The 24,922-nt window shown below is 42.1% G+C and carries 25 protein-coding genes; 4 read left to right on the top strand and 21 right to left on the bottom strand.

Annotated elements, in window-relative coordinates:
• Positions 1-24: 24 nt before the first annotated feature.
• Positions 25-963: a YybS family protein gene (locus CRO17_RS00325; RefSeq protein WP_097038182.1), complete on the bottom strand. Its 939-nt coding sequence runs from the start codon at positions 961-963 to the stop codon at positions 25-27.
• A gap of 824 nt (positions 964-1,787) precedes the next feature.
• Between CRO17_RS00325 and CRO17_RS00320 the strand changes: the two genes are divergently transcribed.
• Both CRO17_RS00320 and CRO17_RS00315 read left to right on the top strand, forming a co-directional pair.
• Positions 1,788-2,603 carry a histidinol-phosphatase HisJ family protein gene (locus CRO17_RS00320; protein ID WP_097038180.1) on the top strand — a complete coding sequence of 272 codons (816 nt, stop codon included), beginning with the start codon at positions 1,788-1,790 and terminating at the stop codon, positions 2,601-2,603.
• Positions 2,604-2,783: 180 nt separating this feature from the next.
• Positions 2,784-4,106, top strand: coding sequence for an APC family permease (locus CRO17_RS00315; RefSeq protein ID WP_097038177.1), 1,323 nt, complete (start codon positions 2,784-2,786; stop codon positions 4,104-4,106).
• A gap of 15 nt (positions 4,107-4,121) precedes the next feature.
• Here CRO17_RS00315 and serA read toward each other — a convergent pair whose 3' ends face one another.
• Entirely contained in the window at positions 4,122-5,705 is a 1,584-nt protein-coding gene (gene serA, locus CRO17_RS00310; protein ID WP_097038175.1) for a phosphoglycerate dehydrogenase, read from the bottom strand.
• Positions 5,705-6,865 (bottom strand): pyridoxal-phosphate-dependent aminotransferase family protein, encoded by a 1,161-nt coding sequence (locus CRO17_RS00305; RefSeq protein ID WP_097038172.1) that lies wholly within the window; start codon positions 6,863-6,865, stop codon positions 5,705-5,707. The genes serA and CRO17_RS00305 overlap by 1 nt, the downstream gene beginning before the upstream one ends.
• Before the next feature lie 484 nt (positions 6,866-7,349).
• On the opposite strand from CRO17_RS00305, the gene CRO17_RS00300 reads away from it, so the two are divergent.
• Entirely contained in the window at positions 7,350-8,069 is a 720-nt protein-coding gene (locus CRO17_RS00300) for an NAD-dependent protein deacylase (RefSeq protein WP_097038170.1), read from the top strand.
• Positions 8,070-8,098: 29 nt separating this feature from the next.
• Here CRO17_RS00300 and CRO17_RS00295 read toward each other — a convergent pair whose 3' ends face one another.
• The 8 genes from CRO17_RS00295 to CRO17_RS00260 form a co-directional block, all read right to left on the bottom strand.
• The gene (locus tag CRO17_RS00295) at positions 8,099-9,529 is read right to left on the bottom strand and encodes an MDR family MFS transporter (RefSeq protein ID WP_097038168.1); all 1,431 of its coding nucleotides are present in this window, start codon (positions 9,527-9,529) and stop codon (positions 8,099-8,101) included.
• 227 nt (positions 9,530-9,756) lie between these two features.
• Positions 9,757-9,987, bottom strand: a complete 231-nt coding sequence (rpsR, locus tag CRO17_RS00290; protein WP_077306011.1) for a 30S ribosomal protein S18 — start codon at positions 9,985-9,987, stop codon at positions 9,757-9,759.
• A gap of 20 nt (positions 9,988-10,007) precedes the next feature.
• On the bottom strand, positions 10,008-10,520 hold the full coding sequence (gene ssb / locus CRO17_RS00285) for a single-stranded DNA-binding protein (protein WP_097038166.1): 513 nt from the start codon (positions 10,518-10,520) through the stop codon (positions 10,008-10,010).
• A 12-nt stretch (positions 10,521-10,532) separates the two neighbouring features.
• Complete coding sequence (rpsF, locus tag CRO17_RS00280) at positions 10,533-10,823, bottom strand: 30S ribosomal protein S6 (protein ID WP_077306007.1); 291 nt, start codon at positions 10,821-10,823, stop codon at positions 10,533-10,535.
• A gap of 151 nt (positions 10,824-10,974) precedes the next feature.
• On the bottom strand, positions 10,975-12,075 hold the full coding sequence (gene ychF, locus CRO17_RS00275; RefSeq protein WP_097038164.1) for a redox-regulated ATPase YchF: 1,101 nt from the start codon (positions 12,073-12,075) through the stop codon (positions 10,975-10,977).
• A 329-nt stretch (positions 12,076-12,404) separates the two neighbouring features.
• Entirely contained in the window at positions 12,405-12,614 is a 210-nt protein-coding gene (locus tag CRO17_RS00270) for a DUF951 domain-containing protein (RefSeq protein ID WP_097038162.1), read from the bottom strand.
• Positions 12,607-13,527, bottom strand: coding sequence for a mechanosensitive ion channel family protein (locus CRO17_RS00265; RefSeq protein WP_097038160.1), 921 nt, complete (start codon positions 13,525-13,527; stop codon positions 12,607-12,609). Before CRO17_RS00265 ends, CRO17_RS00270 begins: the two co-directional genes overlap by 8 nt.
• A gap of 49 nt (positions 13,528-13,576) precedes the next feature.
• Positions 13,577-14,596: a YkvI family membrane protein gene (locus CRO17_RS00260; protein WP_097038158.1), complete on the bottom strand. Its 1,020-nt coding sequence runs from the start codon at positions 14,594-14,596 to the stop codon at positions 13,577-13,579.
• An 87-nt stretch (positions 14,597-14,683) separates the two neighbouring features.
• On the opposite strand from CRO17_RS00260, the gene yyaC reads away from it, so the two are divergent.
• Complete coding sequence (yyaC, locus tag CRO17_RS00255) at positions 14,684-15,277, top strand: spore protease YyaC (protein WP_097038156.1); 594 nt, start codon at positions 14,684-14,686, stop codon at positions 15,275-15,277.
• 57 nt (positions 15,278-15,334) lie between these two features.
• Here the strand turns inward: yyaC and CRO17_RS00250 are convergent, their stop codons facing one another.
• The 10 genes from CRO17_RS00250 to rpmH form a co-directional block, all read right to left on the bottom strand.
• On the bottom strand, positions 15,335-16,174 hold the full coding sequence (locus CRO17_RS00250) for a ParB/RepB/Spo0J family partition protein (protein ID WP_097038154.1): 840 nt from the start codon (positions 16,172-16,174) through the stop codon (positions 15,335-15,337).
• Positions 16,146-16,928, bottom strand: coding sequence for a ParA family protein (locus CRO17_RS00245; protein ID WP_097038152.1), 783 nt, complete (start codon positions 16,926-16,928; stop codon positions 16,146-16,148). The genes CRO17_RS00250 and CRO17_RS00245 overlap by 29 nt, the downstream gene beginning before the upstream one ends.
• A gap of 152 nt (positions 16,929-17,080) precedes the next feature.
• Positions 17,081-17,932 (bottom strand): nucleoid occlusion protein, encoded by an 852-nt coding sequence (gene noc / locus CRO17_RS00240; protein ID WP_097038150.1) that lies wholly within the window; start codon positions 17,930-17,932, stop codon positions 17,081-17,083.
• A 216-nt stretch (positions 17,933-18,148) separates the two neighbouring features.
• Positions 18,149-18,865, bottom strand: a complete 717-nt coding sequence (gene rsmG, locus CRO17_RS00235) for a 16S rRNA (guanine(527)-N(7))-methyltransferase RsmG (protein ID WP_097038148.1) — start codon at positions 18,863-18,865, stop codon at positions 18,149-18,151.
• Positions 18,866-18,886: 21 nt separating this feature from the next.
• Complete coding sequence (gene mnmG / locus CRO17_RS00230; protein ID WP_097038146.1) at positions 18,887-20,773, bottom strand: tRNA uridine-5-carboxymethylaminomethyl(34) synthesis enzyme MnmG; 1,887 nt, start codon at positions 20,771-20,773, stop codon at positions 18,887-18,889.
• A 17-nt stretch (positions 20,774-20,790) separates the two neighbouring features.
• A complete protein-coding gene (gene mnmE / locus CRO17_RS00225; protein ID WP_097038144.1) occupies positions 20,791-22,167 on the bottom strand; it encodes a tRNA uridine-5-carboxymethylaminomethyl(34) synthesis GTPase MnmE in 1,377 nt (458 codons plus the stop codon).
• A gap of 199 nt (positions 22,168-22,366) precedes the next feature.
• Entirely contained in the window at positions 22,367-23,005 is a 639-nt protein-coding gene (gene jag, locus CRO17_RS00220) for an RNA-binding cell elongation regulator Jag/EloR (RefSeq protein WP_097038142.1), read from the bottom strand.
• On the bottom strand, positions 23,005-23,784 hold the full coding sequence (spoIIIJ, locus tag CRO17_RS00215) for a YidC family membrane integrase SpoIIIJ (protein ID WP_097038140.1): 780 nt from the start codon (positions 23,782-23,784) through the stop codon (positions 23,005-23,007). Before spoIIIJ ends, jag begins: the two co-directional genes overlap by 1 nt.
• 34 nt (positions 23,785-23,818) lie before the next feature.
• Positions 23,819-24,190, bottom strand: a complete 372-nt coding sequence (gene rnpA, locus CRO17_RS00210; RefSeq protein ID WP_097038138.1) for a ribonuclease P protein component — start codon at positions 24,188-24,190, stop codon at positions 23,819-23,821.
• Between the two features lie 188 nt (positions 24,191-24,378).
• A complete protein-coding gene (gene rpmH, locus CRO17_RS00205) occupies positions 24,379-24,513 on the bottom strand; it encodes a 50S ribosomal protein L34 (RefSeq protein ID WP_077305977.1) in 135 nt (44 codons plus the stop codon).
• Positions 24,514-24,922 lie beyond the last annotated feature (409 nt).

Below are 24,922 nucleotides of genomic sequence, written 5' to 3'. Positions count from 1 at the left end.
CTAAACCTAAATTCCGCGACCATGCTATTTCTTGCTGCTCAGCCGTTCCCGAAGCCTGAATCCTATATCAATTATACCCAAAACCCGTACGAGATACAGCAGGATAGGCCCTAAAAGAATAGAGAATATAACAGTTAAAATCGGAAATACCTTTGCTAGTTTCCGCTCATAAGCAAAATAAAACATAAACGCAAATCCTTGGATGATAAGCAATATTCCTGCAAACTCAGTGATGTTCACTACAAATGGATACAAGCCGCCGTTCGGGTCTATATTGAACCAACGAGCAAAAGATCCAATAAAGTAAATAAACAGCACAATAACAGGCAAGTTAAAACGGCGAAATGGCGGATACAAGATCTTTTCCTTCTGCTGCCGGTTATGAACCTTTTGCGCCAGCCATTGCGTTACAAACGCATACAAGAGAGAATAAATTGCAATCAAGGTTGGAACAAGAACGAAGATATAATCAATCATTTCGGTCACTTGCCCCCAGCGTTCCTCAGGAGTCGCAACGCCTAAATCATTCATTTGGGTGCGTACCTCTTGCATTGTTGCTTGCATGCTGGTCTGTGCTGTTTCAATAATATTAATCCCAGTTATTGCTTGCGTTAACACCCAGAAGATTGTCACGCCAAGCGCATAACCCGCTGTTCCCTTTAGCAATGCTTCATAAGTTGTTTGTTTACGATGCAACGCATACCCCGTCATGGAGGCTCCAATTGCTATGGTTAGAGTAGTCAGTATACCCGCCGGACTCGCTATGATTGATAACAGCAGAATTGCTGCAGAAAAAGTGAAACCTGACTTGATTCCATGCCGAAGCCAATACAAAATAATTGGTACTGGCAAAGCAAAATAGGCAAAAATCTTAATGAAAGGAACATATATAGCAATCAGCAGCAGTACAAGGTAAATTGCCCCCAGCATAGCTCCTTCCGTCAGTTGTCGACCGTTTTTCATGAATCGTGACACCCCATTTGAATATGTAATGAAGCAAGTGTAGAAAAAGCACAGCTGCTTAGGCTGTGCTTGCGTTCGCTTGAAAGAGATGAAGGTGCGCAAAACAGCCCTCTCATCTGAAAAAATGCTACCCACCAATTATACCCGAAAGAAAGTATGCAAACAAATGATTCGTAGGAAATAGAGTGCGTCAAACGAAAGCATTCAATTGAACTTCTTATATGAATTGTCCCCCCAGTCCGGCAGTCAGCAGCAAATCAGTCAAAACACATTCTTCATCGCCTTTGTAAAATGAAAAATAACTGTTTATTTTTTTAAAACAAGACTTTATAATAAGTAGACAACCTTACATTAGATTTACATTGAATACTTTACACCTCATTAGTTACAAATGAGACGATTCTAAAATCGGCGGCATCGCGACAAGCATGCTGCCGATTTTTTCATTCCACATTTTTTCCACATTTTTTATACACGATTGAGAAGAAATACAAGCCGGCTGGGTGCTATGATATTAATAAGATCAGAGGTTACAACAACAACAAAGCGGGTAAGATAAAACTAACGAATATAAATCAACAGAAAGGGTAGGAATATCATGAAAAACAGTCGCTTTAATATGATTCTTGCAGCAACATTACTACTGAGCAGTGTCGGTGGCTACTTGAACTCTATTCTATAATATTTTTTCTTCTTGAAGCTCTCCTGAAAAGGCAGAGCTTTTTCATTTCCCCATTTTAAAGATTACCTTACAAATCTCTACTTGGAACATCTCATATAATATGTCAAAATATTTTTAACTTAGTTGATAGGAGTGGAACATATTGCTGACAGATTATCATGTACATATGGCAGAAACAGGCACTTTCTCATTGGAATATATTCACGAGTACCTTGCATCGGCACGCAGTAAGGGAATTGAGGAATTCGGAATTTCTGAGCATGCGTATTTCTTCCAGGAAACAAATAAAATCTTATCCAATCCTTGGGTTGAGAACCGGCGGACACTGCACTTCCAAGATTATCTAGCCTTCTTCGAAGATATTAAAAAACTAAAACTTCCAGTGAAAATGGGCATTGAAATGGATTATACACCTGGTAAAGAAGCAGAAATGGCAGAATTTCTAGATCAGCATCCATTTGATTACGTGATAGGATCTGTTCACTGGATTCGCGAATGGGGAATTGATCTTGATATTTACAAAGAGGAATATGAAAAAAGAGATTTGAAGCAAGCATACCGCGACTATTATGATCAAATCATAACGTTAGCTGAATCAAAACTCTTCAGCTTTGTCGGCCATATTGACTTAATTAAGATTTTTGGCTACAAACCAGAAGACCAAGCATTTGTAGAAGGTGAATATGATCGGGTTGTTCAAGCACTTGCGGAAAACGATACATGCATTGAAATCAGCACTGCTGGCTTGCGAAAGCCGGTCGGCGAAATATATCCTGATCCGCTTTTGCTGCAAAAATGCTTTGATGCGGGTGTTGGTATTGTAATTAATTCAGATGCACACGCACCTAAACATGTTGGTTATGCGTATTCAGAAGCCATACAGCTTGCCAAAAAAGTTGGCTACACGGAAATTCAAACATTCGAAAAAAGACAGCGCCAAGCTGTACCGCTTGGCTGAAAAAACGGTATAAGTACGGGCAATTTATTAGATGGAGCTGCAGCTACTGCAAGCTCCTTTTCTATGTTAGAAGCCTTTACATGTCAGAATACTTTTTCTAGTTTCTATTTATAGCTGTATTTCCTATAATGAACTACATATCTTCATGCATGCAGTAAGGACAGAAAAAGGAGTGACAACATGAATCAACCAGAAAACGCAGCATTAAAGAAAGACATCGGACTTTTTCTAGGTTTATCTATTGTAGTAGGTACGATTATTGGTTCTGGTGTATTTATGAAACCTGGTCCCGTCCTAAGTTATGCTGGCAGCGCTGAAATTGCCATGCTTGCCTGGCTGATTGGCGGACTTTTAACGCTTGCTGGCGGTTTGACAATTGCCGAAGTTGGTGTTCAAATTCCGAAAACTGGCGGTTTGTACGCCTATCTTGAGGAAACATACGGCGAAATATGGGGCTTTCTTTGCGGATGGGTGCAGACCATCTTGTATGGACCAGCAATCATCGCTGCACTAGGTCTTTATTTTGGGACACTAATGGTTAACTTGTTCGGCTGGAGTTCAGCATGGACAGCTGGTGTCGGCATTGCCAGTGTCGTATTTCTTTGTGTCATAAATATAATTGGTACAAAATTTGGCGGTATTGTACAACTGGTCACAACGATTGGGAAACTGCTCCCTATTATTCTTATTGTCATCTTCGGTTTTTGGAAAGGTGACGCAGATTTCTTTAGTGCTGTCCCGGAGGCACTCTCTGAGATAAACTTTGGCGCTGCTATTTTAGCAACTTTGTTTGCTTATGATGGCTGGATCATGCTCGCATCTATGGGCGGGGAAATGAAAGATCCTGAGAAAACACTGCCTAAAGCAATGATTGGCGGTATCTTAATTGTTACAGCATGTTACCTGCTAATCAACGCAGCTATGCTCTATATTTTACCAGCTGCTGAGATTGTCAGCTTAAACACCAATGCCGCGAGCACCGCTGCGAAACTTGTACTTGGTGATACTGGTGAAATTATCGTCAGTTTGGGGATTATTGTGAGCATCTTCGGTTGTTTGAATGGTAAAATTCTTACCTTTCCACGGATTCCATTTGCAATGGCAGAGCGTGGACAACTGCCATTTTCTAATTTGCTGAAAAAAGTGCACCCTACATTCCAAACACCTTGGGTTGCAGTTGTTTTGCAGCTTGTATTGTCTATTATTTTTATGCTGGTAAGCAATCCAGATAAACTATCAGAAATCAGTATTTTTACCATTTATCTATTTTATGTTTTGGCTTTTTATGCTGTTTTCATCTTACGAAAACGACATAAAGGTAAAGAACGTGCTTACAGCGTACCACTCTATCCTTTTATTCCAATAGCTGCAATCGCCGGCTCTTTGTTTGTCTTGATCAGTACATTGTTCACAGACTTCCTAAGCTGTCTGTTATCTATTGGAATAGCAGTTATCGGACTGCCAATATTTTATGCGTTAAAAGCGAAGAAGCGAGCAGAATAATCTGCCCGCTTCTTTTTATATTGTAATAGCTGTTACATCAAAAATATCTGCCAGCTGCTTCAATTCTTGTACTTCTTCTGCTTGTGGTTCTTTATCGACAGTAAGCATCATGATAGCATCGCCGCCTTCATTTGACCGCCCTACTTGCATGGTTGCAATATTAACCGAGTACTTGGCAAGCAATGTTCCTACACGGCCGATAGCTCCCGGCTGGTCTTTATGCCGTACGAGCAGCATGTGCCCCGCGGGTGTAACATCTACATAATAGTTATCAACCTTTACAATCCTTGCTCCTAGTCCATTTACCAGGGTGCCAGCCACTTTATGGGTGACGGAAGCTGATTTCGCTTCTACTGTTACCAGACTGGTGAAGCCTCTTGTGGTAGATGTTTTTTGTTCATTGATTGTAATGCCGCGCTTCTTAGCCAAATGTGCCGCGTTGACATCATTTACACTTCCTAAATAACGCTGCAGCAGACCTTTCACCGTATTCCGAGTTAACGGCGCAACCTCTTTGTCAGCTAGTTCCCCTGCATAATATACTGTAACTTCTTCAATGGCATCCGGCATCGTCCGTGCAAGGAATGCACCGAGCTTTTCAGCCAAATCAAAGTATGGCTGGATTTTCCGCATTAATTCAGGTGAAACGGAGGAGAAATTGACAGGGTGAATGGCTTGTCCGCCGCGAAGTATCTGCATCACATCCTTGCTCACGTCAATTGCAACGTTCTCCTGTGCTTCCACCGTGCTGGCTCCTAAGTGCGGGGTTGCAATTACTTGCGGCAGCTCCAGCAATTTATGATGAACGGCTGGCTCCTCTTCAAATACATCCAATGCTGCTCCTGCCACCTTGCCGCTGATAATTGCTTCATATAAAGCATCCTCATCAATAATACCGCCTCTGGCACAGTTCATAATTTGCACGCCATCCTTCATCTTGCCAAAAGCATCTGCAGAGATCATATGCCGTGTTTCTTTCAGTAATGGTGTATGAACTGTAAGGAAATCACTAGCTGCAAATACCTCGTCCAGTGTTCCATAAGCAATGCCCATCTTGTCTGCACGATCTTTTGTTAAAAATGGATCATATGCAATAACATCCATTCGCTGTCCTTTGGCCCGATAAGCAACCTCCGCTCCGATTCGTCCCATTCCAACGATACCAAGTGTCTTCCCCTTTAATTCTACGCCGATATGCTGTTTGCGCTCCCACCGTTCCTGTTTCAAAGCAAGAAAAGCTTGCGGAATATTACGAGCAAGAGACATCATCATGGCAACAGTATGTTCTGCAGCGGAGTTTGTGTTTCCGTCAGGAGCGTTGACAACCACGATGCCGAGTTCCGTTGCTGCTTCCAAATCAATGTTGTCCACACCGACTCCAGCGCGTCCGATTACTTTTAAATTCGGAGCTGCTTCCATAATCGCTCGTGTAACAGTCGTCTGACTGCGGACAAGCAGTGCGTGGAAGTTTCCGATTTTCTCGATTAGCTCCGCTTCTGCTAATCCTGTGTCAACAGTCACATGGAAGTCATCAGCTAGTGTTAATGGTGCCATTCCCTCTTCGCTTAACGGATCACTAATCAGCACATTGTATGTCATTAATTATTCGCTCCTTGCTCCAGATAAATTTGCTGGGCGGCCTGTGTACCTGCTCCTAGCTTTATTTGCTTCCCGATTTGCATAAGTCCGATTTCCACTGCACTAATTACTTGCAGTACATCTGCCGGAGAGCAATATCCCATATGTCCGATTCGGAAGATTTCTCCCTTCATATGCTGCTGCCCACCTGCAAACGCTAGATTGAACTCCTGCTTCACTTGCTTACGCAGCTGTTCAGCATCAAAATCTACGGGTTTAATTGCCGTTACTGTCGGCGAAGCATATGCATCTTCTACCAGCAGCGGTATATCCAACGCTCGGAAGGCAGCTCTTGTCATATCCCGCATTAAACGATGTCGTGCATACACTTGCTCCAGCCCTTCTTCTTCTAACAGTGTCAGAACTTGCTCCAATCCAAACAGGATAGATAAAGCAGGCGTGAACGGTGTGCTGTCTTTTGCAATACCATCACGATATTTTGTCAGATCCAGGTAAAAACGCGGCTGTGTATTGGATTCAATTACTTGCCATGCCCGTTCACTTACCACTGCAAAAAACATTCCGCCAGGCAGCATGAACGCCTTTTGTGTACCTGTAACGAGAATATCAATTCCCCATGCATCAAATTCTGTTTCAACACCTGCTACACAGGAAACGCCATCTACGATAACCAATGCATCAGAAACTTCGTGAACTGCTTCGGCAATCTCTTTAATTGGGTTCAGTACACCTGTAGAAGTCTCACAATAGGTAACAAAGACAGAGCTAATTTCCGGATGTTTTTGCAATACTGCTTTAATATCTTCCGGTTTTGCTGCTTCTCCCCATGCGACGTCTAAATGGTGAATATGCAGCTGATAAGCTTTCGCTATTTTGACGAAACGATCCCCAAAAGCACCAACTACCACAACCAAAACTTCATCACCAGGCTTCGCCGTATTGGCTACGGCCGCCTCCAAGCCGGCAGTCCCGCTGCCTGTAACTAACAAGACATCTTGTTCGGTTCCGAAAACAGGCTTTAACCTTGGCTTAATGCGCTGGAGCAATGCAGTTGTTTCCGCACCGCGGTGACCAATCATAGGCTGACTCATTGCCCGCTGCACACTCGGCGGTATTGGTGATGGTCCTGGAATACGTAATAAAAGCTGATCTGGTAACATAGTTTCTTTTCCTCCTTGGTTTGTGAGATTTCTTCACAGGTAAAAAAGCCAATAAGAAAAGCCTTCCGCTCCCTTACCTGTTTGTAAGGGGCGAAAAGCTTGAATCTACTCACGCGGTGCCACCCTTTTTCACCGTCTGTGTCATTGCACAGAACAGCCTTCATTGAAGCTATGCGTAACGGGCATATACCGGACAAACCTACTTCATTCAGCCTGCCTATTCCGAAGTGCTGCCCTTTGCCGGATTATGCTAGTTTCCACCATCCACTAGCTCTCTTGGATAATCACTGGACAAAGATATGGTCTTCATCAACATAGTTGGTGTTTGGTTCAATTTTTTATTTATCATAGCAGACACACAGCTGATGTCAATACGTTTTCAAACAATTTTACCAAATGTGATTGTTCGGATTTTGCTGCATTCTGCTTCCTTATCGTTTTTTTGCTATACTGGAAAAAATAAAAAAAAGTTGGAGGATCCATCATGCAAACAGAAGCAGCAGCCCGAAAAATTGCCGCAGCCTCGTCGATCGCGATTCTGACTGGAGCTGGTGTATCTACCGCCAGCGGTATTCCCGATTTTCGTTCCACAAATGGTCTTTGGACAGCTGATGAAGCGCGGGAATATTATATATCTAATCATTATTTTCATAAAGATCCTGAAGATTTTTGGAAGAAATATAAAGATATCTTTCGTGTCAAACTGCTGAAAGACTATGGCCCTAATCATGTGCATCGCTATCTCAAACAGCTGGAAACGGGTGGGAAACAAATTAGCATCATTACGCAGAATGTCGATGGCTTACACACACTGGCAGGTAATGAGCAAGTTATTGAATACCACGGCACGTTAAACAGTGCTACCTGTCAAAACTGCGGTCAATCCTATGAATTAGATTACTTATTACAAGATGATGTACCCGTCTGTCAAAATTGCCAGCATATAGTAAAACCAGACGTCGTCTTATTTGGCGATCCCATTACAGCGCATCATCAAGCAGAACGTGTTATCCAGCAGAGTGAATTAGTGCTTGTACTAGGCACATCCCTGCTTGTCAGCCCATTTAATCTGCTTCCTGATTACGCCAGCTCCATTGGTAAGCCATCTATTCTAATAAATCGAGAACCTACTGTAATGGATCATCTTTTCGATATTGTTATTCATGATGATCTTTCTAAAATTGTACAACAACTGCAAAAATAGCGAGCTCCTTAGCAGGAACTCGCTATTTCTCATTCATATTGGTAATGGTGTGCAGGCTTGGATTGTTTGACGAATAGAACGAACACAACAGCAGCTACTGCGAATGCCCCTGCAATTGTGAAGGCAAACTGAAAACCAGCTGTCATTGCCTGATTGGCATTTTCATTGGATACCGCTTGGCTTCCGCTGCTCATCAATGTGATAAACAGTGCAGGACCAATTGCTCCTGAAATTTGATTAAATGCATTCAGAGAGGCACTGCCATGAGAATAAAGCTCTTCCGTCAGCTGATTGAGCCCTAAAGTTGTCATCGGCGTCAAGATGAGACCAATTGCAAATGTAAAGCCAACATATAACAAGGTGAACTGCAGCTTCGTCGTATCAGTAGATATTGTCGTCATTAAACCAATCATCGCCACAAGAAGCACTGTACCTGTAATCGCAAATGGTTTTGGCCCGAACCGATCTGAAAGCCGGCCCGTAAGCAAGGCCATAATGGCAATCATGATTCCTCCTGGAAACAAGACAATGCCAGAGTCAAAGGCACTGATTCCTAATGCATCCTGCATGAATACTGGCAAGAGAATCATCGCGGCAAAGAAGCACATCATCACGGTAATTGTCACAAGTATGGCCATCAAGAAGTTTTTGTTTTTATATGGTCGTAAATCTAACATTGGTGTTTCCAAATGGAACTGACGATAAGCAAAATAAGCAATCGCAAGCATACCAACTAGTAGCGCTCCAAGCACAATTGGACTTGTCCAGCCTTGTTCACTGGCACTGCTGAATCCAATTACAATAGAACCAAAACCGATAACAGCTAAAACTACCGATACTATATCGATCTTTGTACGCTTTGTCTCGAGCACATTACGAACATAATACGCTGCAAACCCAAGCAAAATAAGTGTCAATGGCAATACGCTAATAAAAACATAGCGCCAGGAAGCTTGTTCCACTACCATTCCGGAAAATACAGGCCCGATAGCAGGCGCAAATAAGATGACAACCATCAGCAAGCCTAACATGGAACCACGCTTAGCTAACGGTGTAATCGTAATGATGACAGTTGTTACAAGCGGGATGATAATCCCAGAACCAGAAGCCTGGATAACACGTCCGATCAGCAAAACAGTAAAGTTAGGAGCGAAACCGGCAATCAGTGTTCCAATAAAGAAAAACGACAGTGCAGTCAGCAGCAATTGCCGTGTCGTAAAACGCTGCATCAAATAAGCACTAATCGGAATAAGAATACCGATCGTCAGCATATACCCTGTAGATAACCAATGTGCTGTTGTCGTTGGAATCCCCAGGGTTTCTTCTATATTGGGCAATGCGACATTCATAACTGTTTCGTTTATTAGTGCGATGAAGTTCCCCAGCATTAAGACAATAATTAACGGAATACGGTTTTTCACTTGCACGTGTTTTTCGATTGGTTGTGTAGTAGCAGCCATATAGATGCCCCTTTCCTTCTGTCAGAATAAGAATCAACTTTTTCCATTATAGAAGTTTTGCTGTGAGATTCAAGCATCTTGTTTATATAGGCCTTATAATGCCAAATTAATTATTTTCTGAAAACTAACCATAAAAAAAACCCATTGGATGGGGTTAAATTTTATAGATTATCTATTAAAATTTATATACAAAAAAAGCATCACCCGAATGGATGATGCTCCTTTTATTACTCGCTCACATATGGCAATAGAGCCATTTGACGAGAACGTTTAATTGCGATAGTCAATTTACGCTGGTATTTTGCAGAAGTTCCAGTTACACGGCGAGGAAGAATTTTTCCACGCTCAGAAATGAAACGTCTTAGCAAATCAACGTCTTTGTAATCGATGTAAGTGATGCCATTTGAAGTGAAATAACACACTTTTCTGCGCTTAGCGCGACCACGACGTGCTGCCATGTTTGTTTGCCTCCCTTATATTAAAATGGTAAATCATCATCAGAAATATCGATCGGTTCACCTTTATCACGGAAAGGATCCTGATTGCTGTTATTCTGATTCTGATTCTGATTGAAATTATTGTTATTGCTATTGAAATTATTATTGTTGTTATTAAAGTTCGAGTTCTGATTTTGGTATCCAGAAGAACCTTGTCCGCCTCCTTGAGAAGCACCTTTCGATTCAAGGAATTGCACGCTGTCTGCAACGATTTCCGTTACAAAGACACGATTGCCTTCCTGGTTATCGAAACTTCTCGTTTGAACACGGCCATCTACGCCAACCAGACTTCCTTTGCTCATGAAATTCGCCAGATTTTCAGCTGGGCGTCTCCATACAACACAGTTAATGAAATCTGCCTCACGTTCGCCTGACTGATTAGAGAAAGGTCGGTTTACTGCTAAGGTAAAGTTGGCAACTGCCACTCCATTTGGTGTATAACGCAGGTCCGGATCCTTGGTTAATCTGCCGACAAGTACGACACGATTTAACATCAGAACCCCTCCTTATTGCTCGTCTAGACGAAATGCCATCTGACGAATAATATCATCAGAGAATTTCGCTTGACGGTCGAATTCATTAATAGCGGCTTCATTGCCTTTTAGATTAATGACGTAATAGTAGCCATCACGGTAATCGTTGATTTCGTAAGCAAGACGTTTCTTGCCTTTCTCGTCAACTTTCACGATTTCCGCGCCGTTATCAGTTAGGATTCCGTTGAAACGCTCAACTAGAGCAGTTTTCGCTTCTTCCTCGATATCTGGGCGGACGATGTACATGATTTCGTAATCTCTCATCCGTTTGCACCTCCTTTTGGACTTAACGGCCCTTATCTTTCATAAGAGCAAGGAGTAATCTTAAATACGTAATTACTCACAATAATAAATTATAGCAATATTATTGTCGTTAAGCAAGCTTATTCGTATATTTGCAGATGAGGAACCGGCCTTATACGTTAAAACGGAAATGCATAACATCTCCATCCTTCACCAAATAGTCTTTACCTTCCAACCGAACTTTCCCGCGTTCTTTTGCAACGCTCATAGATCCGCCATCAACCAGGTCATCGTAGGAAACTGTTTCCGCGCGAATGAAGCCCTTCTCAAAGTCGCTGTGAATGATACCTGCTGCTTGCGGCGCTTTGATTCCTGTAGGGAATGTCCAAGCTCTTACTTCCTGTTCACCAGCAGTAAAGTAAGTTGCTAAACCAAGCAAGCTGTAAGATGCCTTAATCAGCTGATCTAAGCCTGACTCAGGAATACCTAGCTCTTCGAGGAACATTTCTTTTTCCTCTCCTTCAAGCTCAGCAATTTCTGATTCAATCTTGGCACAAACTACAATTACTTGTGCTCCTTCATTGGAAGCAAACTCCTGTACTTTTGCCACGTTTTCATTGGCAGATGGATCGGCTACTTCCTCTTCACTCACATTTGCTGCATAAAGAACTGGCTTGCTTGTAAGCAAATGCAGTCCCTTCACGATTCTTTGTTGTTCATCCGTGAATTCAAGCGCACGTGCTGGCTGTTCATTTTCCAAAGCATCTTTCACTTTAGATAGAACTTCCTGCTCTGCTACTGCTTCTTTATCTTTTTGACGCGCAAGTTTCTCTACACGCTGAAGACGTTTGTTAACAGAATCAAGGTCAGCGAAAATCAATTCCAAGTTAATTGTTTCGATATCATCAATTGGATCCACTTTTCCGGATACATGTGTGATATTTTCGTCATCAAAACAACGCACTACATGAACAATTGCATCTACTTGACGGATATGGGATAGGAATTGGTTGCCTAAGCCCTCGCCCTTACTTGCCCCTTTTACGATACCCGCGATATCTGTAAACTCGAAAGCTGTTGGGATCGTTTTTTTCGGTTTGACAAGCTCTGTCAATTTATTTAAACGTGAATCTGGAACTTCTACAATGCCGACGTTTGGGTCAATCGTACAAAACGGATAATTGGCTGATTCGGCCCCCGCCTGTGTGATTGCATTAAACAATGTGGATTTACCAACGTTTGGTAATCCGACAATACCTGCTGTTAAAGCCATGTAATCTTCCACTCCTTAAGTGTGCTGACCAGCTTTGATCGGACAACTGGTCATGATAAATCTGTTTACTGAACACTCCGCCCAGAGTTAGGGAAGATGGGGCAGCACCGGTAACTGACTTGTGTTCAGCATGCCAGACAGCCGTTGCTTTGTCCAAGTAAACATACGTAATTCTAGAGTACACTATTCTGCCTGAAACAGCAAAAATATCTACGCATTTTTAGCCTTATTAAACCATTTACATACAAGAAAATAGATTTTAACTAAAAAAACAGAAAGCCTGTCCACTACCGAATTGGACAGGCTTTCTGTTTCACGTGAAACTTGTACTAGTTTGTCGTTTCTTCTTCTGCACGTTCTAGAACTTTTTTTAGCTTTGTCTCAAATTTCCTCCGAGGAACAAGCACGCTGTGACCGCAGCCCTCACACTTAATTCGGATGTCCATTCCAAGACGGATAATCTTCCAGCGGTTCTCCCCGCATGGATGAGTTTTTTTCATTTGTACGATATCATTTAACTGATAGACCTTATCACTCATGAGCTTCCCCCCTCATTGCACTTTCTGCCATAAGATCTGCTGCTTCTTGTTTATTATACATGACCAATCTTGGCGCCGGAATACTAATATTTCGCTGTAACAGTCTTGTTTTAATGCGATTCCTAGCTTCCCTCGCCACTCCGAAGTGTTCCATTGGCAGCGTTTCAATTATTGCACGCATGACAATATGAGAAGTAGATAGTGTCTCCACTCCAAGTAATTCTGGTGTTGATTGGATTTCCGGAAAATCAGCGGGCATTTCCAGTAACACCTGCATAATGACTTCTTCCGCAACATGTAAATCTGCTTCATATGGAACATTGATGTCCAGTACAGCCAAACTATTATGCACAGAGAAATTGGTCACTTGTGTAATATTGCCGTTCGGGATAATATGCAGTTCTCCTGTCCAATTTCGAATCTTACAAGTACGCAATCCTATCTCCTCTACATCGCCGCGCACACCTGCTGTCTGGACATTATCGCCTACGGAAAATTGATTTTCGAATATAATAAAGAACCCGCTGATAACATCCTTTACTAAGTTCTGCGCTCCAAAGCCAATCGCGAGGCCAGCAACTCCTGCACTTGCTATTAAGGCACCGATATTCAAACCTAATTGAGACAGCACCATGACGACAGCAGTGAAATACACAACATAAGTAAGAACATTTTGTATGAGCTTTCTCAATGTATTTTCTCGCCGCTCCGATACAATTGGAGACTTAATTTTTGCTTTTTCACGAATTGAATTATGAAATGTTCTATCAACAATATTGTTACCTACCCGTACGACAATCATGGATAATACGATAATCATTATAATCTTAAAGGCTGCTAATCCGATGGTTGTCCAGAGCTCGGCACTTGTCAAATAGTCATATATGGTTGTCCACTGCTCCTCTACATTCATGATCTGTTTCTCCTCAATAGTAATGTTTTCTTTTTATAGTATCAAAATTCTATTTCATTTTGTAATAATTTAGTATTGGATATACGAGGATAGCAGAAAGCAGGTAAAGATTAGCGAAACCGAATAATGGGTACATAAAAGCTATCAAGTCTGCGAAGCCAAGCTGTGTCAATGGCAGCATTATGAATACGAGAATAGCAGCCTGAATCCACAATGGTCCTCTAAACTTTTTCTGAAAACGCGATACGATACCTAATATCCCAGATACAGCAGATGTGTAGATGGCTAACCACAAGACAATACTAATGGCAATAAACACAAGAGAAGGGTAGTTTTTCAAGATATAAAACAAAGGGATGTCATAATGAGGAATTGCATGGCTGATATGCATCAAATCATTATTATACAAGTACGTAAGTGCACCTATAATCAGCCCGCTGCCAATACTCGCAATCCATAACTCTCCTTTAGTCTTCATCTGGTTGCCAATTGCGCCAATGATAGCGACGACGGGCAGAATATTTAATGCAGTAAACGGGAAAGCAGCTCGCCAATTTGTTTGTACGCGCCAATCATGAAGCAAGTTAATTTGTTCATGTTTTGTATAGATGATTAGCACTAGAATAAGCCCCCCGACTAAAAGCGGCAGGATATAGCTGTTCAGCGATACAACGCCTTTTACATTCGTGGTGAAGATTAAAATAATCATCACAGCAATAAATAAGATACCAAGCCAATTCGGAATTTGATACATGGTGCCTGTGGCTCCTCCAGCAGCAATCATCACTACTGTCACGGTAAACAAATAAAACACAATTAAAACATCATATACTGCAGCTAATCTCTTACCGATCAGTCGCTCCAGCACTGGGATGTAGTGCATACTTTTTTCCTTATAACTGATATGCAGAATCACTTGACTGCACAACGTAAACAGGATTGTAAAGATGACAATAGCTAGTCCGCTTCCAAAACCGAAGAATTGCCAGATTTCTCTTCCAGAAGCGTATCCTGCACCGATTAAAGTTGCCAATATTAGAAACATCCATTTTAGACCTGCAGCCCACATCACAGTCCCTCCAATTTTTAACTGACCACGTATAGAAAAAGCAGAAAAGCTATATACTATTACCAATATGTGTATGGAGGATAAGCTATGAGCCTGAAAAGAATATTTACGAAAAAAAAGGAGTTCCGCTGCGACTATCAAGATCCCCTTCTTATGAGTAAAGCTTATGAAACAATCAGCTCATGGATTCCTGATGAACGTGAGATAGTTGTTCTTTGCATTGGGACAGATCGATCAACTGGAGATGCATTAGGACCAATTATCGGTTCCTTCCTGACAGAAAAACCGCTGAACAGACTTCATGTGTACGGCACATTGGAATCTCCTGTTCATGCTGTTAATCTTGTGGAACGTCTGCAGCTAATAGAAAAAAGACATCCAAATGCTTTTATTATTGCAATTGACGCTTGTTTAGGCAGAACTACATCAATAGGGTCCATTATTGTTTCCCCTACCCCGCTGCGTCCAGGGGCTGCCTTAAAAAAGAACCTTCCAGCTGTTGGAGATGCACAAATTACCGGCATCGTGAATGCCAGTGGCGACATGGAATATTTTGTATTGCAAAACACACGTCTGCATCTCGTTATGCAGCTTGCTTATAAGATTAATGCCTTACTATTAGCTGTTGACCAAAGACAAGTACCTATCCTATCTCCCGACAAAACTGCTGCCGAAAACTGATATGTTTCACGTGAAACATACAAAAAAGCCAAGAGAAGTTGCTTTTTCTCTTGGCTTTTATCTATTCAGTACGTTTAAAATCCGTTCTAAGTCTTCATCGGAAAAGAATTGGATTTCAATTTTACCTTTCCGCTTACCGCGATGAATCGTCACATCTGTCCCAAATTGATTACGCAGCTGTGATTCGGTCTGAACAAGGAAGATATCCTTTACTGGTTTCTTCTTGTCTGTTTCAGGTACATTATTGTTCAGCTTCATAATCAGTTGTTCTACCTGCCGAACATTCAATGATTCTGTTCTTATTTTTTCTACTAACGGCTGCAGTTTGTTCTTATCTTTAAGCCCTAACATAGCCCGTCCGTGCCCCATGGATAACTCTCCCTGATTGATTAAATCACTAATAGAAGGAGGCAGCGATAGCAGACGAACAAGGTTAGCAATATGAGAACGGCTTTTCCCTAATCGCTTTGCTAAAGTCTCTTGTGTAATATCCAATTCATTCATTAGATTGAAATAAGCTTGTGCTTCCTCAATTGGTGTAAGATCTTCCCGTTGAAGATTTTCCAAAAGGGCAAGCTCCATCATCTTTTCATCATCCAATGATTTAATGATTGCCGGAACTTTTTTCATTCCTGCTGCTTTAGCAGCACGAAATCTTCTTTCACCAGCTACAATCTCATAACCTTTAATACTCTTACGCACAATAAGCGGCTGCAGAATACCGTATTCTTGTATGGATTGCTTTAGTTCTTCAATGGCTTCGGCAGCAAAGACTTTGCGCGGCTGATACGGATTTGCTCGGCAATCACTGATTGCGATTTCCTGAATTTGATCTTCTTCCTTCATTTCTAATTCCGGAAAGAAAGCATTAAGACCTTTCCCCAACCCTTTGGCCATGCGCCATCACTTCCTTTGCTAAGTCTAAATAAACCTCTGCTCCACGTGACTTTGGATCGTAAATAATGATCGGCTGACCATGACTAGGTGCTTCCCCTAGTCTTACGTTTCTTGGAATAATAGACTGATATACTTTATCTTGAAAATATTTCTTAACTTCTTCAATGACTTGAAGCCCTAAGTTTGTACGTGCATCCAGCATAGTCAACAGGACACCTTCTATCATCAGGTGTTTGTTCAAATGCTTTTGTACGAGACGAATTGTATTCAATAATTGACTAAGCCCTTCCAATGCATAATACTCGCATTGGACTGGTATGAGGACTGTATCGGCTGCTGTCAATGCATTCAATGTCAGCAAACCTAAGGAAGGCGGACAATCGATAATGACATAATCATAGTTATCTTTCACACTATCAATTGCTTTTTTCAGACGAACTTCTCTTGATATTGTCGGCACTAGCTCAATCTCGGCGCCTGCAAGCTGAATCGTTGCTGGTATAACATCCAAATGATCAACTGCAGTCGGTACAAGAACTTTCTCTGCTTCTAAATCTTCAACAAGGACATTATACACACAATTTTCAACATCTGCTTTGTTTACACCAACACCGCTAGTAGCATTCCCTTGCGGATCAATATCTACAAGCAATACTTTATTACCTAAAAAAGCCAGGCAAGCACTCAAATTGACGCTGGAAGTTGTTTTCCCAACACCGCCCTTTTGATTTGCTATTGCGATTACTTTGCCCAATGGTGTCACCTACCTCAAACTCAATACGTTTATTTTATCACTTTTCCACCTAAACCAACGGATAAATTCATAGTTTTAAAAAAGTTGCTCACTTTTCCTATATAAAATCCCATCTTGCAGCAAGATGGGATTCTATGAAGGCGTACATATAGTTAAGATTTTTTCGGTATCTTAATTGTTATTTGATAGTAATCGTCCAAGTCTTCTTCCTCTGTCTCCAAATTGATACCTGTATCGGAAACCATAGACAGCGACTGACGTATTGTGTTCATAGCGATGCGCATATCTTTGTTGACACCCTTCATTTTCGGCCGTTTCTTTTTCGGCGGTGCGTTGACCATGCGGGCGATACGTGCCTCTGTTTCTTTTACATTCAGTTCTTTTTCAATGATCTCCTGCAGTATGATTTCCTGCTTCTCTGCATCTTTTAATACAATGAGTGCGCGAGCATGCCGCTCTGTGATCTTCTTCTCCAGCAAAGCTGTTTGCACCGCATCAGGCAATTTCAACAATCGCATTTTATTAGCGATTGTTGATTGGCTTTTTCCAAGCCGCTGTGCCAATGCTTCCTGTGTTAAAGAATGCAGTTCCAACAGACGCTCATAAGCAAGAGCTTCTTCAATAACTGTCAATTCTTCTCGCTGTAAGTTCTCAATCAGTGCTACAGATGCCGTTTCTGTATCTGACATCTCACGGATGATGGCAGGCACAGTTTCCCACTCCAGCGACGTTACCGCACGCCAGCGTCGTTCTCCAGCAATTAACTCATATCCGCCCTCTGCGATTTTCCGCACGACAATTGGCTGAATAATACCATGTGTGCGAATAGTCTGGGCCAATTCTTTGATTTTCTCTTCCTGGAAAACCGTTCTTGGCTGGTATTGGTTCGGAACAATGTCCTGTACCGGCAGGTTCATTACTTCATCCTGTTGCACATCGTTTTCCGTTTCCGCTGAATCCGATTTATCACCTAGCCCAAAAATACGGCTGAAAGGGTGTAACATCCTCAGACACCACCTTTTTTACAATCCTAATCTAGCAAGCAGGTACATAAGGAATAGTAAATGTTTCACGTGAAACACGTATAAAAAGGCGCAGCAGTTCTCTTTAGAAGCTGCTGCGCTTGCATAAGCCGAGCCAGTTCCTTATCTACTATTTTAGCATAGATTGGTTGAGAATGGTAAGCTTGTATGGTACTTCATCTACTAATTTTCTTTTCCTTATTCGATTGGTTCACGATTCGGAACACCAGCTTTTCGCGGGTATTTCTTCGGTGTTTTTCGACGCTTAGCGATGATAGCAATATTCCGCTCACCGCCCTCTTCCGGTAAATCAAATGTGAAGCTTTCCACCAATTCGCCGCCAAGCAGCTGGATAGCAGATTCAGCATCTTGCAGCTCTGTTTCCATATTCGGCCCTTTCATTGCAATGAAATGTCCCTTTGTTTGGCAAAGCGGCAGACACAGTTCACTAAGGACAGACATCCTGGCCACAGCTCGAGCTGTTACTAAATCAAAAGATTCCCGGAAGCTATCATTTTTCCCGAAATTTTCTGCTCGATCGTGATAAAAAGCGACATTTGTTAATCCAAGCTTCGTTGCTAGCTCATTAAGAAAAGTAATTCGTTTCTTCAGCGAATCGACAATTGTCACCTTCAGGTCTGGATAGATAATCTTTAGCGGAATACTCGGGAAACCAGCGCCGGCACCTACATCACAAATACTTTCATCCCCTTTAAAATCAAAGAAGAAAGCTGCAGAAATAGAGTCATAGAAGTGTTTCAAATACACTTCGCCCTTCTCCGTAATAGCAGTTAAATTCATTTTTTCATTCCACTCTACTAAGAGATGAAAATAGTCTTCTAACTGCTGTTTCTGCCGGTCAGATAACGTGATTCCTTGCTGTTCCAATTGTTGTAGAAAGTCTGTTTGGTTCATCCTGTACCTCTTTTCGACGGATTATTGGTTTGCTGCTTTTGCAGGGCCACCTTGTTCGATATAAACGAGCAGGATGGACACATCAGCTGGATTAACACCGGAAATACGAGAAGCTTGACCGACAGACAGCGGACGAACTTCTTGCAGCTTCTGACGTGCTTCAGTGGCAAGTCCGCTAACGTCATCATAATTGATGATGTCTGGGATTTTTTTGTTTTCCATGCGTTTCATGCGATCTACCTGCTGCATGGATTTTGCAATATATCCTTCATATTTCGTTTGAATTTCAACTTGCTCTTTTACGTCAGCAGGCAGTTCTATATCAGCCGGCACGATTTTTTCCAACAAGCTGTACTTGATTTCTGGACGTTTTAACAAATCTGAAGCGCGCTGAGCTTCTTTCATGACAGATCCTGCTTCTTCCATCAGTTCCAGCACATGCGGTTCTGTTTTGATAATAATTCCTTCTAAACGTTTGCGCTCTTCTTCAATCAAGCGTTTTTTCTCTTGGAAGCGCTCATAGCGTTCATCACTGATTGTACCAATTTGATGGCCTAGTTCAGTCAGGCGCATATCGGCATTGTCATGACGAAGCAGCAAGCGGTACTCAGCGCGTGATGTAAGCAAACGGTAAGGTTCATTTGTTCCTTTTGTTACCAAGTCATCAATTAAGACACCGATGTATGCTTGGGAACGGTCAAGGATAACTGGATCTTTGCCAAGTGCTTTTGCAGCAGCATTAATCCCAGCCATGATACCTTGGCCAGAAGCTTCTTCGTAGCCGGACGTACCGTTGATTTGACCTGCTGTATAAAGACCAGCAATTTTTTTCGTTTCCAATGTTGGCCAAAGCTGCGTTGGTACCATTGCATCATACTCAATGGCGTAGCCGGCACGCATAATTTCTGCGTTTTCCAATCCCGGGATAGTTTGCAGCATCTCTTTTTGGACATATTCAGGTAAAGAAGTCGACAATCCTTGCACATATACTTCTTCTGTATTGCGTCCCTCAGGCTCCAAGAAGATTTGGTGGCGCGGTTTATCGTTGAAACGTACAACTTTATCCTCGATGGATGGACAGTAACGCGGACCAGTACCTTTGATCATACCGGAATACATTGCCGACAATCCTAGGTTTTCGTTAATAATATTGTGTGTGAATTCATTTGTATACGTCAGCCAGCAAGGAATCTGATCGGTAATGAATTCTGTCGTTTCATATGAGAATGCCAAAGGCTCGTCATCGCCTGGCTGAATCTCTGTTTTGGAATAGTCGATAGATCGGCTGTTTACACGCGGTGGTGTTCCTGTTTTAAAGCGCACCATTTCGAAACCAAGTTCTTCTAAGTGCTCAGATAATGTAACCGATGCACGCTGGTTATTCGGACCGCTCTCATAAGATACATCGCCGATGATTACGCGGCCGCGCATAAATGTTCCTGTTGTAATAACAACTGTTTTCGCGTAGTAAGCTGCTTTTGTTTCGGTGATCACACCTTTGCAGACGCCGTCTTCCACAATCAGACGTTCTACCATCCCTTGACGCAATGTCAGGTTTTCCTGACTTTCCAGTTGTTTTTTCATTTCTGTAATATACAGCGGTTTATCCGCTTGTGCACGCAATGCTCGAACAGCAGGACCTTTTCCTGTGTTAAGCATGCGCATTTGAATGTGTGTTTTATCTATTACTTTTCCCATTACGCCGCCAAGTGCATCTATTTCACGCACGACAACACCTTTTGCAGGGCCGCCGACGGATGGATTACACGGCATGAATCCTGTCATGTCAAGGTTCATAGACAGCATTAGAGTGTTCGCACCCATTTTTGCTGCACCAATACCAGCTTCACAGCCAGCATGTCCTGCACCAATGACGATGACATCGTAATGTCCAGCATCGTATGTCATGTTCATTCTCTCCTTTTTTATTTACCTAAACAAAACTGTGAAAACAGTTGATCAATTAAACTTTCATGCACGGTATCCCCGATAATTTCACCGAGTAATTCCCAAGTACGTGTTACATCTATTTGGACAATATCCATCGGCATTTGCATTTCAATGCCATTCATTGCTTCCTGCAGTGAAGATAATGCTTGCTTGAGCAACTGAATATGCCGCACATTCGATATATAACTCAAGTCGCCGCCATCAATTTCTCCTGCAAAGAAGGTATCTTTGATGGCCAGCTCCAGTTCATCAATTCCTTTTTCCTCTATAAGTGCTGTCGTGATGACAGGACGGTCTCCTGCCAGCTTTTGCACTTCTTCCAAATCGATTTTCTGCGCAAGGTCCGTCTTATTCACTATAACAATGACATCAAGTCCTTTGACAGCTTCGAATAAATGACGATCTTCATCAGAGATTTCTTCGCCGTAATTAAGCACAAGTAAAATAAGATCACTTTGCTTCAATACTTGGCGGGAGCGCTCCACGCCAATTCTTTCAACGATATCTTCTGTTTCCCGAATACCTGCTGTATCCACAAGTTTTAATGGAACACCGCGTACATTGACATATTCTTCGATTACGTCTCGCGTAGTTCCTGCAATTTCTGTGACAATCGCCTTATTTTCGTGCACAAGTGCATTCATCAAGGAAGATTTTCCTACATTCGGGCGGCCAATAATCGCAGTAGCCAGACCTTCGCGCAAGATTTTACCTTGCTTCGCCATCTCCAGCAATTTCTCAATTTCCTTATACACATATTGTGTCTTCTCAATCATCATATTGTGCGACATCTCTTCTACATCGTCGTACTCTGGATAATCAATATTCACTTCTACGTGTGCTACAGTCTCCAGCAGTTCCTGACGCAGCTTCTGAATGAGTCGGGAAAGTCTGCCGTCCATTTGTTTTAGCGCCACGTTCATCGCTCTGTCAGTCTTCGCGCGAATAAGATCCATGACAGCTTCTGCCTGGGACAAATCAATCCGGCCATTTAAGAAAGCACGTTTTGTAAATTCCCCTGGCTCTGCCAAGCGTGCTCCTTCTTGCAATACAAGCTCCAAGACGCGATTAACGGAAACAAGACCGCCGTGACAGTTTATCTCCACAACATCTTCTCGCGTAAAGGTTTTTGGAGCTTTCATAACAGAAACCATTACTTCTTCTGCGACTTCCCCGGTAATAGGGTCAATAAGCTTGCCGTAGTGAATGGTATGGCTTGGCACAGTCGTCAATGCTTTACCATCAAAAAGCTTTGCAGCAATTTCTACTGCTTCTGGCCCGCTTAGCCGCACAATGGCAATTGCTCCCTCTCCTACTGGAGTTGAGATAGCTGCAATTGTTTCATGCTGCATGCTTTTCACCTCTTTCTATCTATTGTTCAGTTCATCTATTTATCCACAGTTTAATCCTGTGGTTGTGTTTATACTCACTAACTTATAAGAATAGCACATTTGCCTATTAAAAAGAAAGATATCCACAACAAAAAATAACACTTGCTAGGTTGTCAAAAAATGTCCACATGTGAATAAAGCGCACAAAAAAAGTCTTGGCTTATTGCCAAGACTTTTCCTGTGATGGTTGGATGATGAGATAACGATTGGGTTCTTTCCCTTTCGAATCTGTTTCAACATCCTGTTGTTTATGCAGTGCAGCATGTATGATCTTCCGTTCGCTTGCCGGCATTGGTTCCAGAGGTATCGCTTTTTGCAGCGCTAATGCCTTGCTGGCAGCATTCACTGCTAGCTTTTCAAGAGTTTCCCGCCTTTTTAATCGATATCCTTCCGCATCGACGGTAACTGTAACATGATATGCTTTTTGCTGATGCAGGAATTGTTCGACAAGCTGCTCCAGCGCATTAAGCGTCTGTCCTCGTTTCCCTATCAATATGCCGAGGTTTTCTCCGCTAAGCGTAAACATCACATGCTTTTTCTTTCGAGTTGTGATCTCCACCTGGACATTCGGATGCAGGTGTCGAATCACACTTTCCAAATAAGCTTTTGCTGCTTTCATAACATCTGTTTTTATCACGACTTTTACTACAGCCGGTTTGGCACCGAATAAACGAAGAAAACCTTTGCTTCCTTCATCAATGATGGTTACTTCAACATCTTCTTTGGCAGCTTGCAGCTGCTGAAGGGCCGATTGGATGGCATCATCTACGGTTTTCCCGCGAGCAGTGAGCTGGTTCATTACTTTTTGCCATCAGCTTGCTGCTTGTTCCCCGCCATCATTGGTTTGTTGATCAATAATGTTTGGGCTACCATGAAAATATTACCGACTACCCAGTACAATGCTAGAGCAGACGGCAGGAACAAGGCAAAAACAGTAATCATAACTGGCATGATATAAAGCATCATTGTCATCTGCGGATTAGCCGCCATCGCCGTATTCCCAGCCATCATCAGCTTCTGCTGCAAGAATGTTGCTAAACCTGCAACAATCGGCAAGATGAAGTATGGATCGGGTTGACCTAGCTGCACCCATAAGAAACCATGTTCTTTAATCGCTTCTGTTCTGCTGATTGCTTGATAGAACGCAAGCAAGATTGGCATTTGAACGATGATTGGTAGACAGCCCGCAAGCGGGTTTACACCATGACGCTGGAATAGCTGCATCGTTTCCTGCTGAAGTTTTTGTTGTGTGTTTGCATCTTTGGAACTGTATTTCTTTTGCAGCTCTTTCAATTCCGGCTGGATCGCCTGCATGGAACGGGAGCTTTTCAGCTGTTTAATGTTAAGCGGCAGCAAGATTAGACGGATAATCACCGTAACGATGATAATTCCTAAGCCATAGTTATCACTGAACAATTCAGCAAAGTAGCGAATTACCTCGGATAAAGGAAAAATTGCATATTTGTTCCAAAATCCGGTGCTCTCCGATGTGATTGGCTCCGAGTTCGGCGCACAACCTGCCAATGCTGCGACAAGCAGCACGAGCGCTAACGCTAATATACCTTTTTTACGCACCATGTTTCCTCCTTAACTTCCTTACATAAGACTTTCTCTATTCTGTATCTTTATTTCGGTTTTTCAGCTGCTTCAGCAGACGCGGTTTCCACAGCACGTGGATCAAGCTTTTTTTCAGCTCATGATATGACATGTCTTTTGCCGGCTGTCTCGCAATGACAACATAATCATAGCCGCCAGCTACTTGCTCGTCCAATTCATGGAAAGCTTGTCTTAAATAGCGCTTTATCTTGTTCCGCATAACAGCGTTTCCAAGTTTTTTGCTGACAGACAAACCGATACGGAAATGCGCATCTCCGTTATCCTGCTTCTTATAATATAGAACGAGTTGGCGATTCGCAAAGGAGTTCCCTTTTTGGAACACTTCCTGGAACGCTTCATTCTTTTTGATTCGATATTCTTTCTTCATAAGAGGATCCCCTCAAACATGCCTATTTAGCAGAAATAGTCTTTTAATTTGAAAGAAGGAGAATAAACACGGCATTTAAGCTTCTGGTTTATTCTCCTTCTCCACTCATGTAAAAGCACAGTCGGAACTGTGTTCGTACACTGATCAAGTATATAAAGTCAAAAAGACCACTATTACAGTAAGTGGTCTTATGCAGACAATACTTTTCTTCCTTTACGACGACGACGAGCTAGAACTTTACGTCCGTTTTTACTGCTCATACGCTCACGGAAGCCGTGTACTTTTTTTCTTTTACGGTTATTAGGTTGAAATGTACGTTTCATATATCAAACACCTCCCTCGAGGATATATAAAAAATATTGCGAAAGGTCATAGACAGTCTTGAACATTATACTTTTAAATGAGCAAACATGTCAACCTCTCATTTTTTGCTGCTAATTGCCTTTCTTTTATCCACAACCCGTGTTAATCTAATACACCTGTGCATAACTTTTTCCACACAAGTTTTCGACAACTTACTCACATAATCGCACCCTGTGGATATTTTTTGTCTACACGTACAAGTGAATGTGGATAAGTGTCGAATGCGCATTGCAACACAAGGATTATTCTGGTATCATATTTGTGTTTTACTGATTGAATAACTACCTAGCCAAAAACTATTATCCACAATGTGTGGATAAGCTGTGGACATCTATTCACAGCCCTGTAGATGCACTTATCAACAGGAAA

The organism is Terribacillus aidingensis, from assembly GCF_900215625.1.
Taxonomy (GTDB): Bacteria; Bacillota; Bacilli; order Bacillales; family Amphibacillaceae; genus Terribacillus; species Terribacillus aidingensis.
The sequence above is the reverse complement of the archived record's forward strand: the minus strand, read 5'-3'. Positions and strand labels throughout refer to the sequence as shown.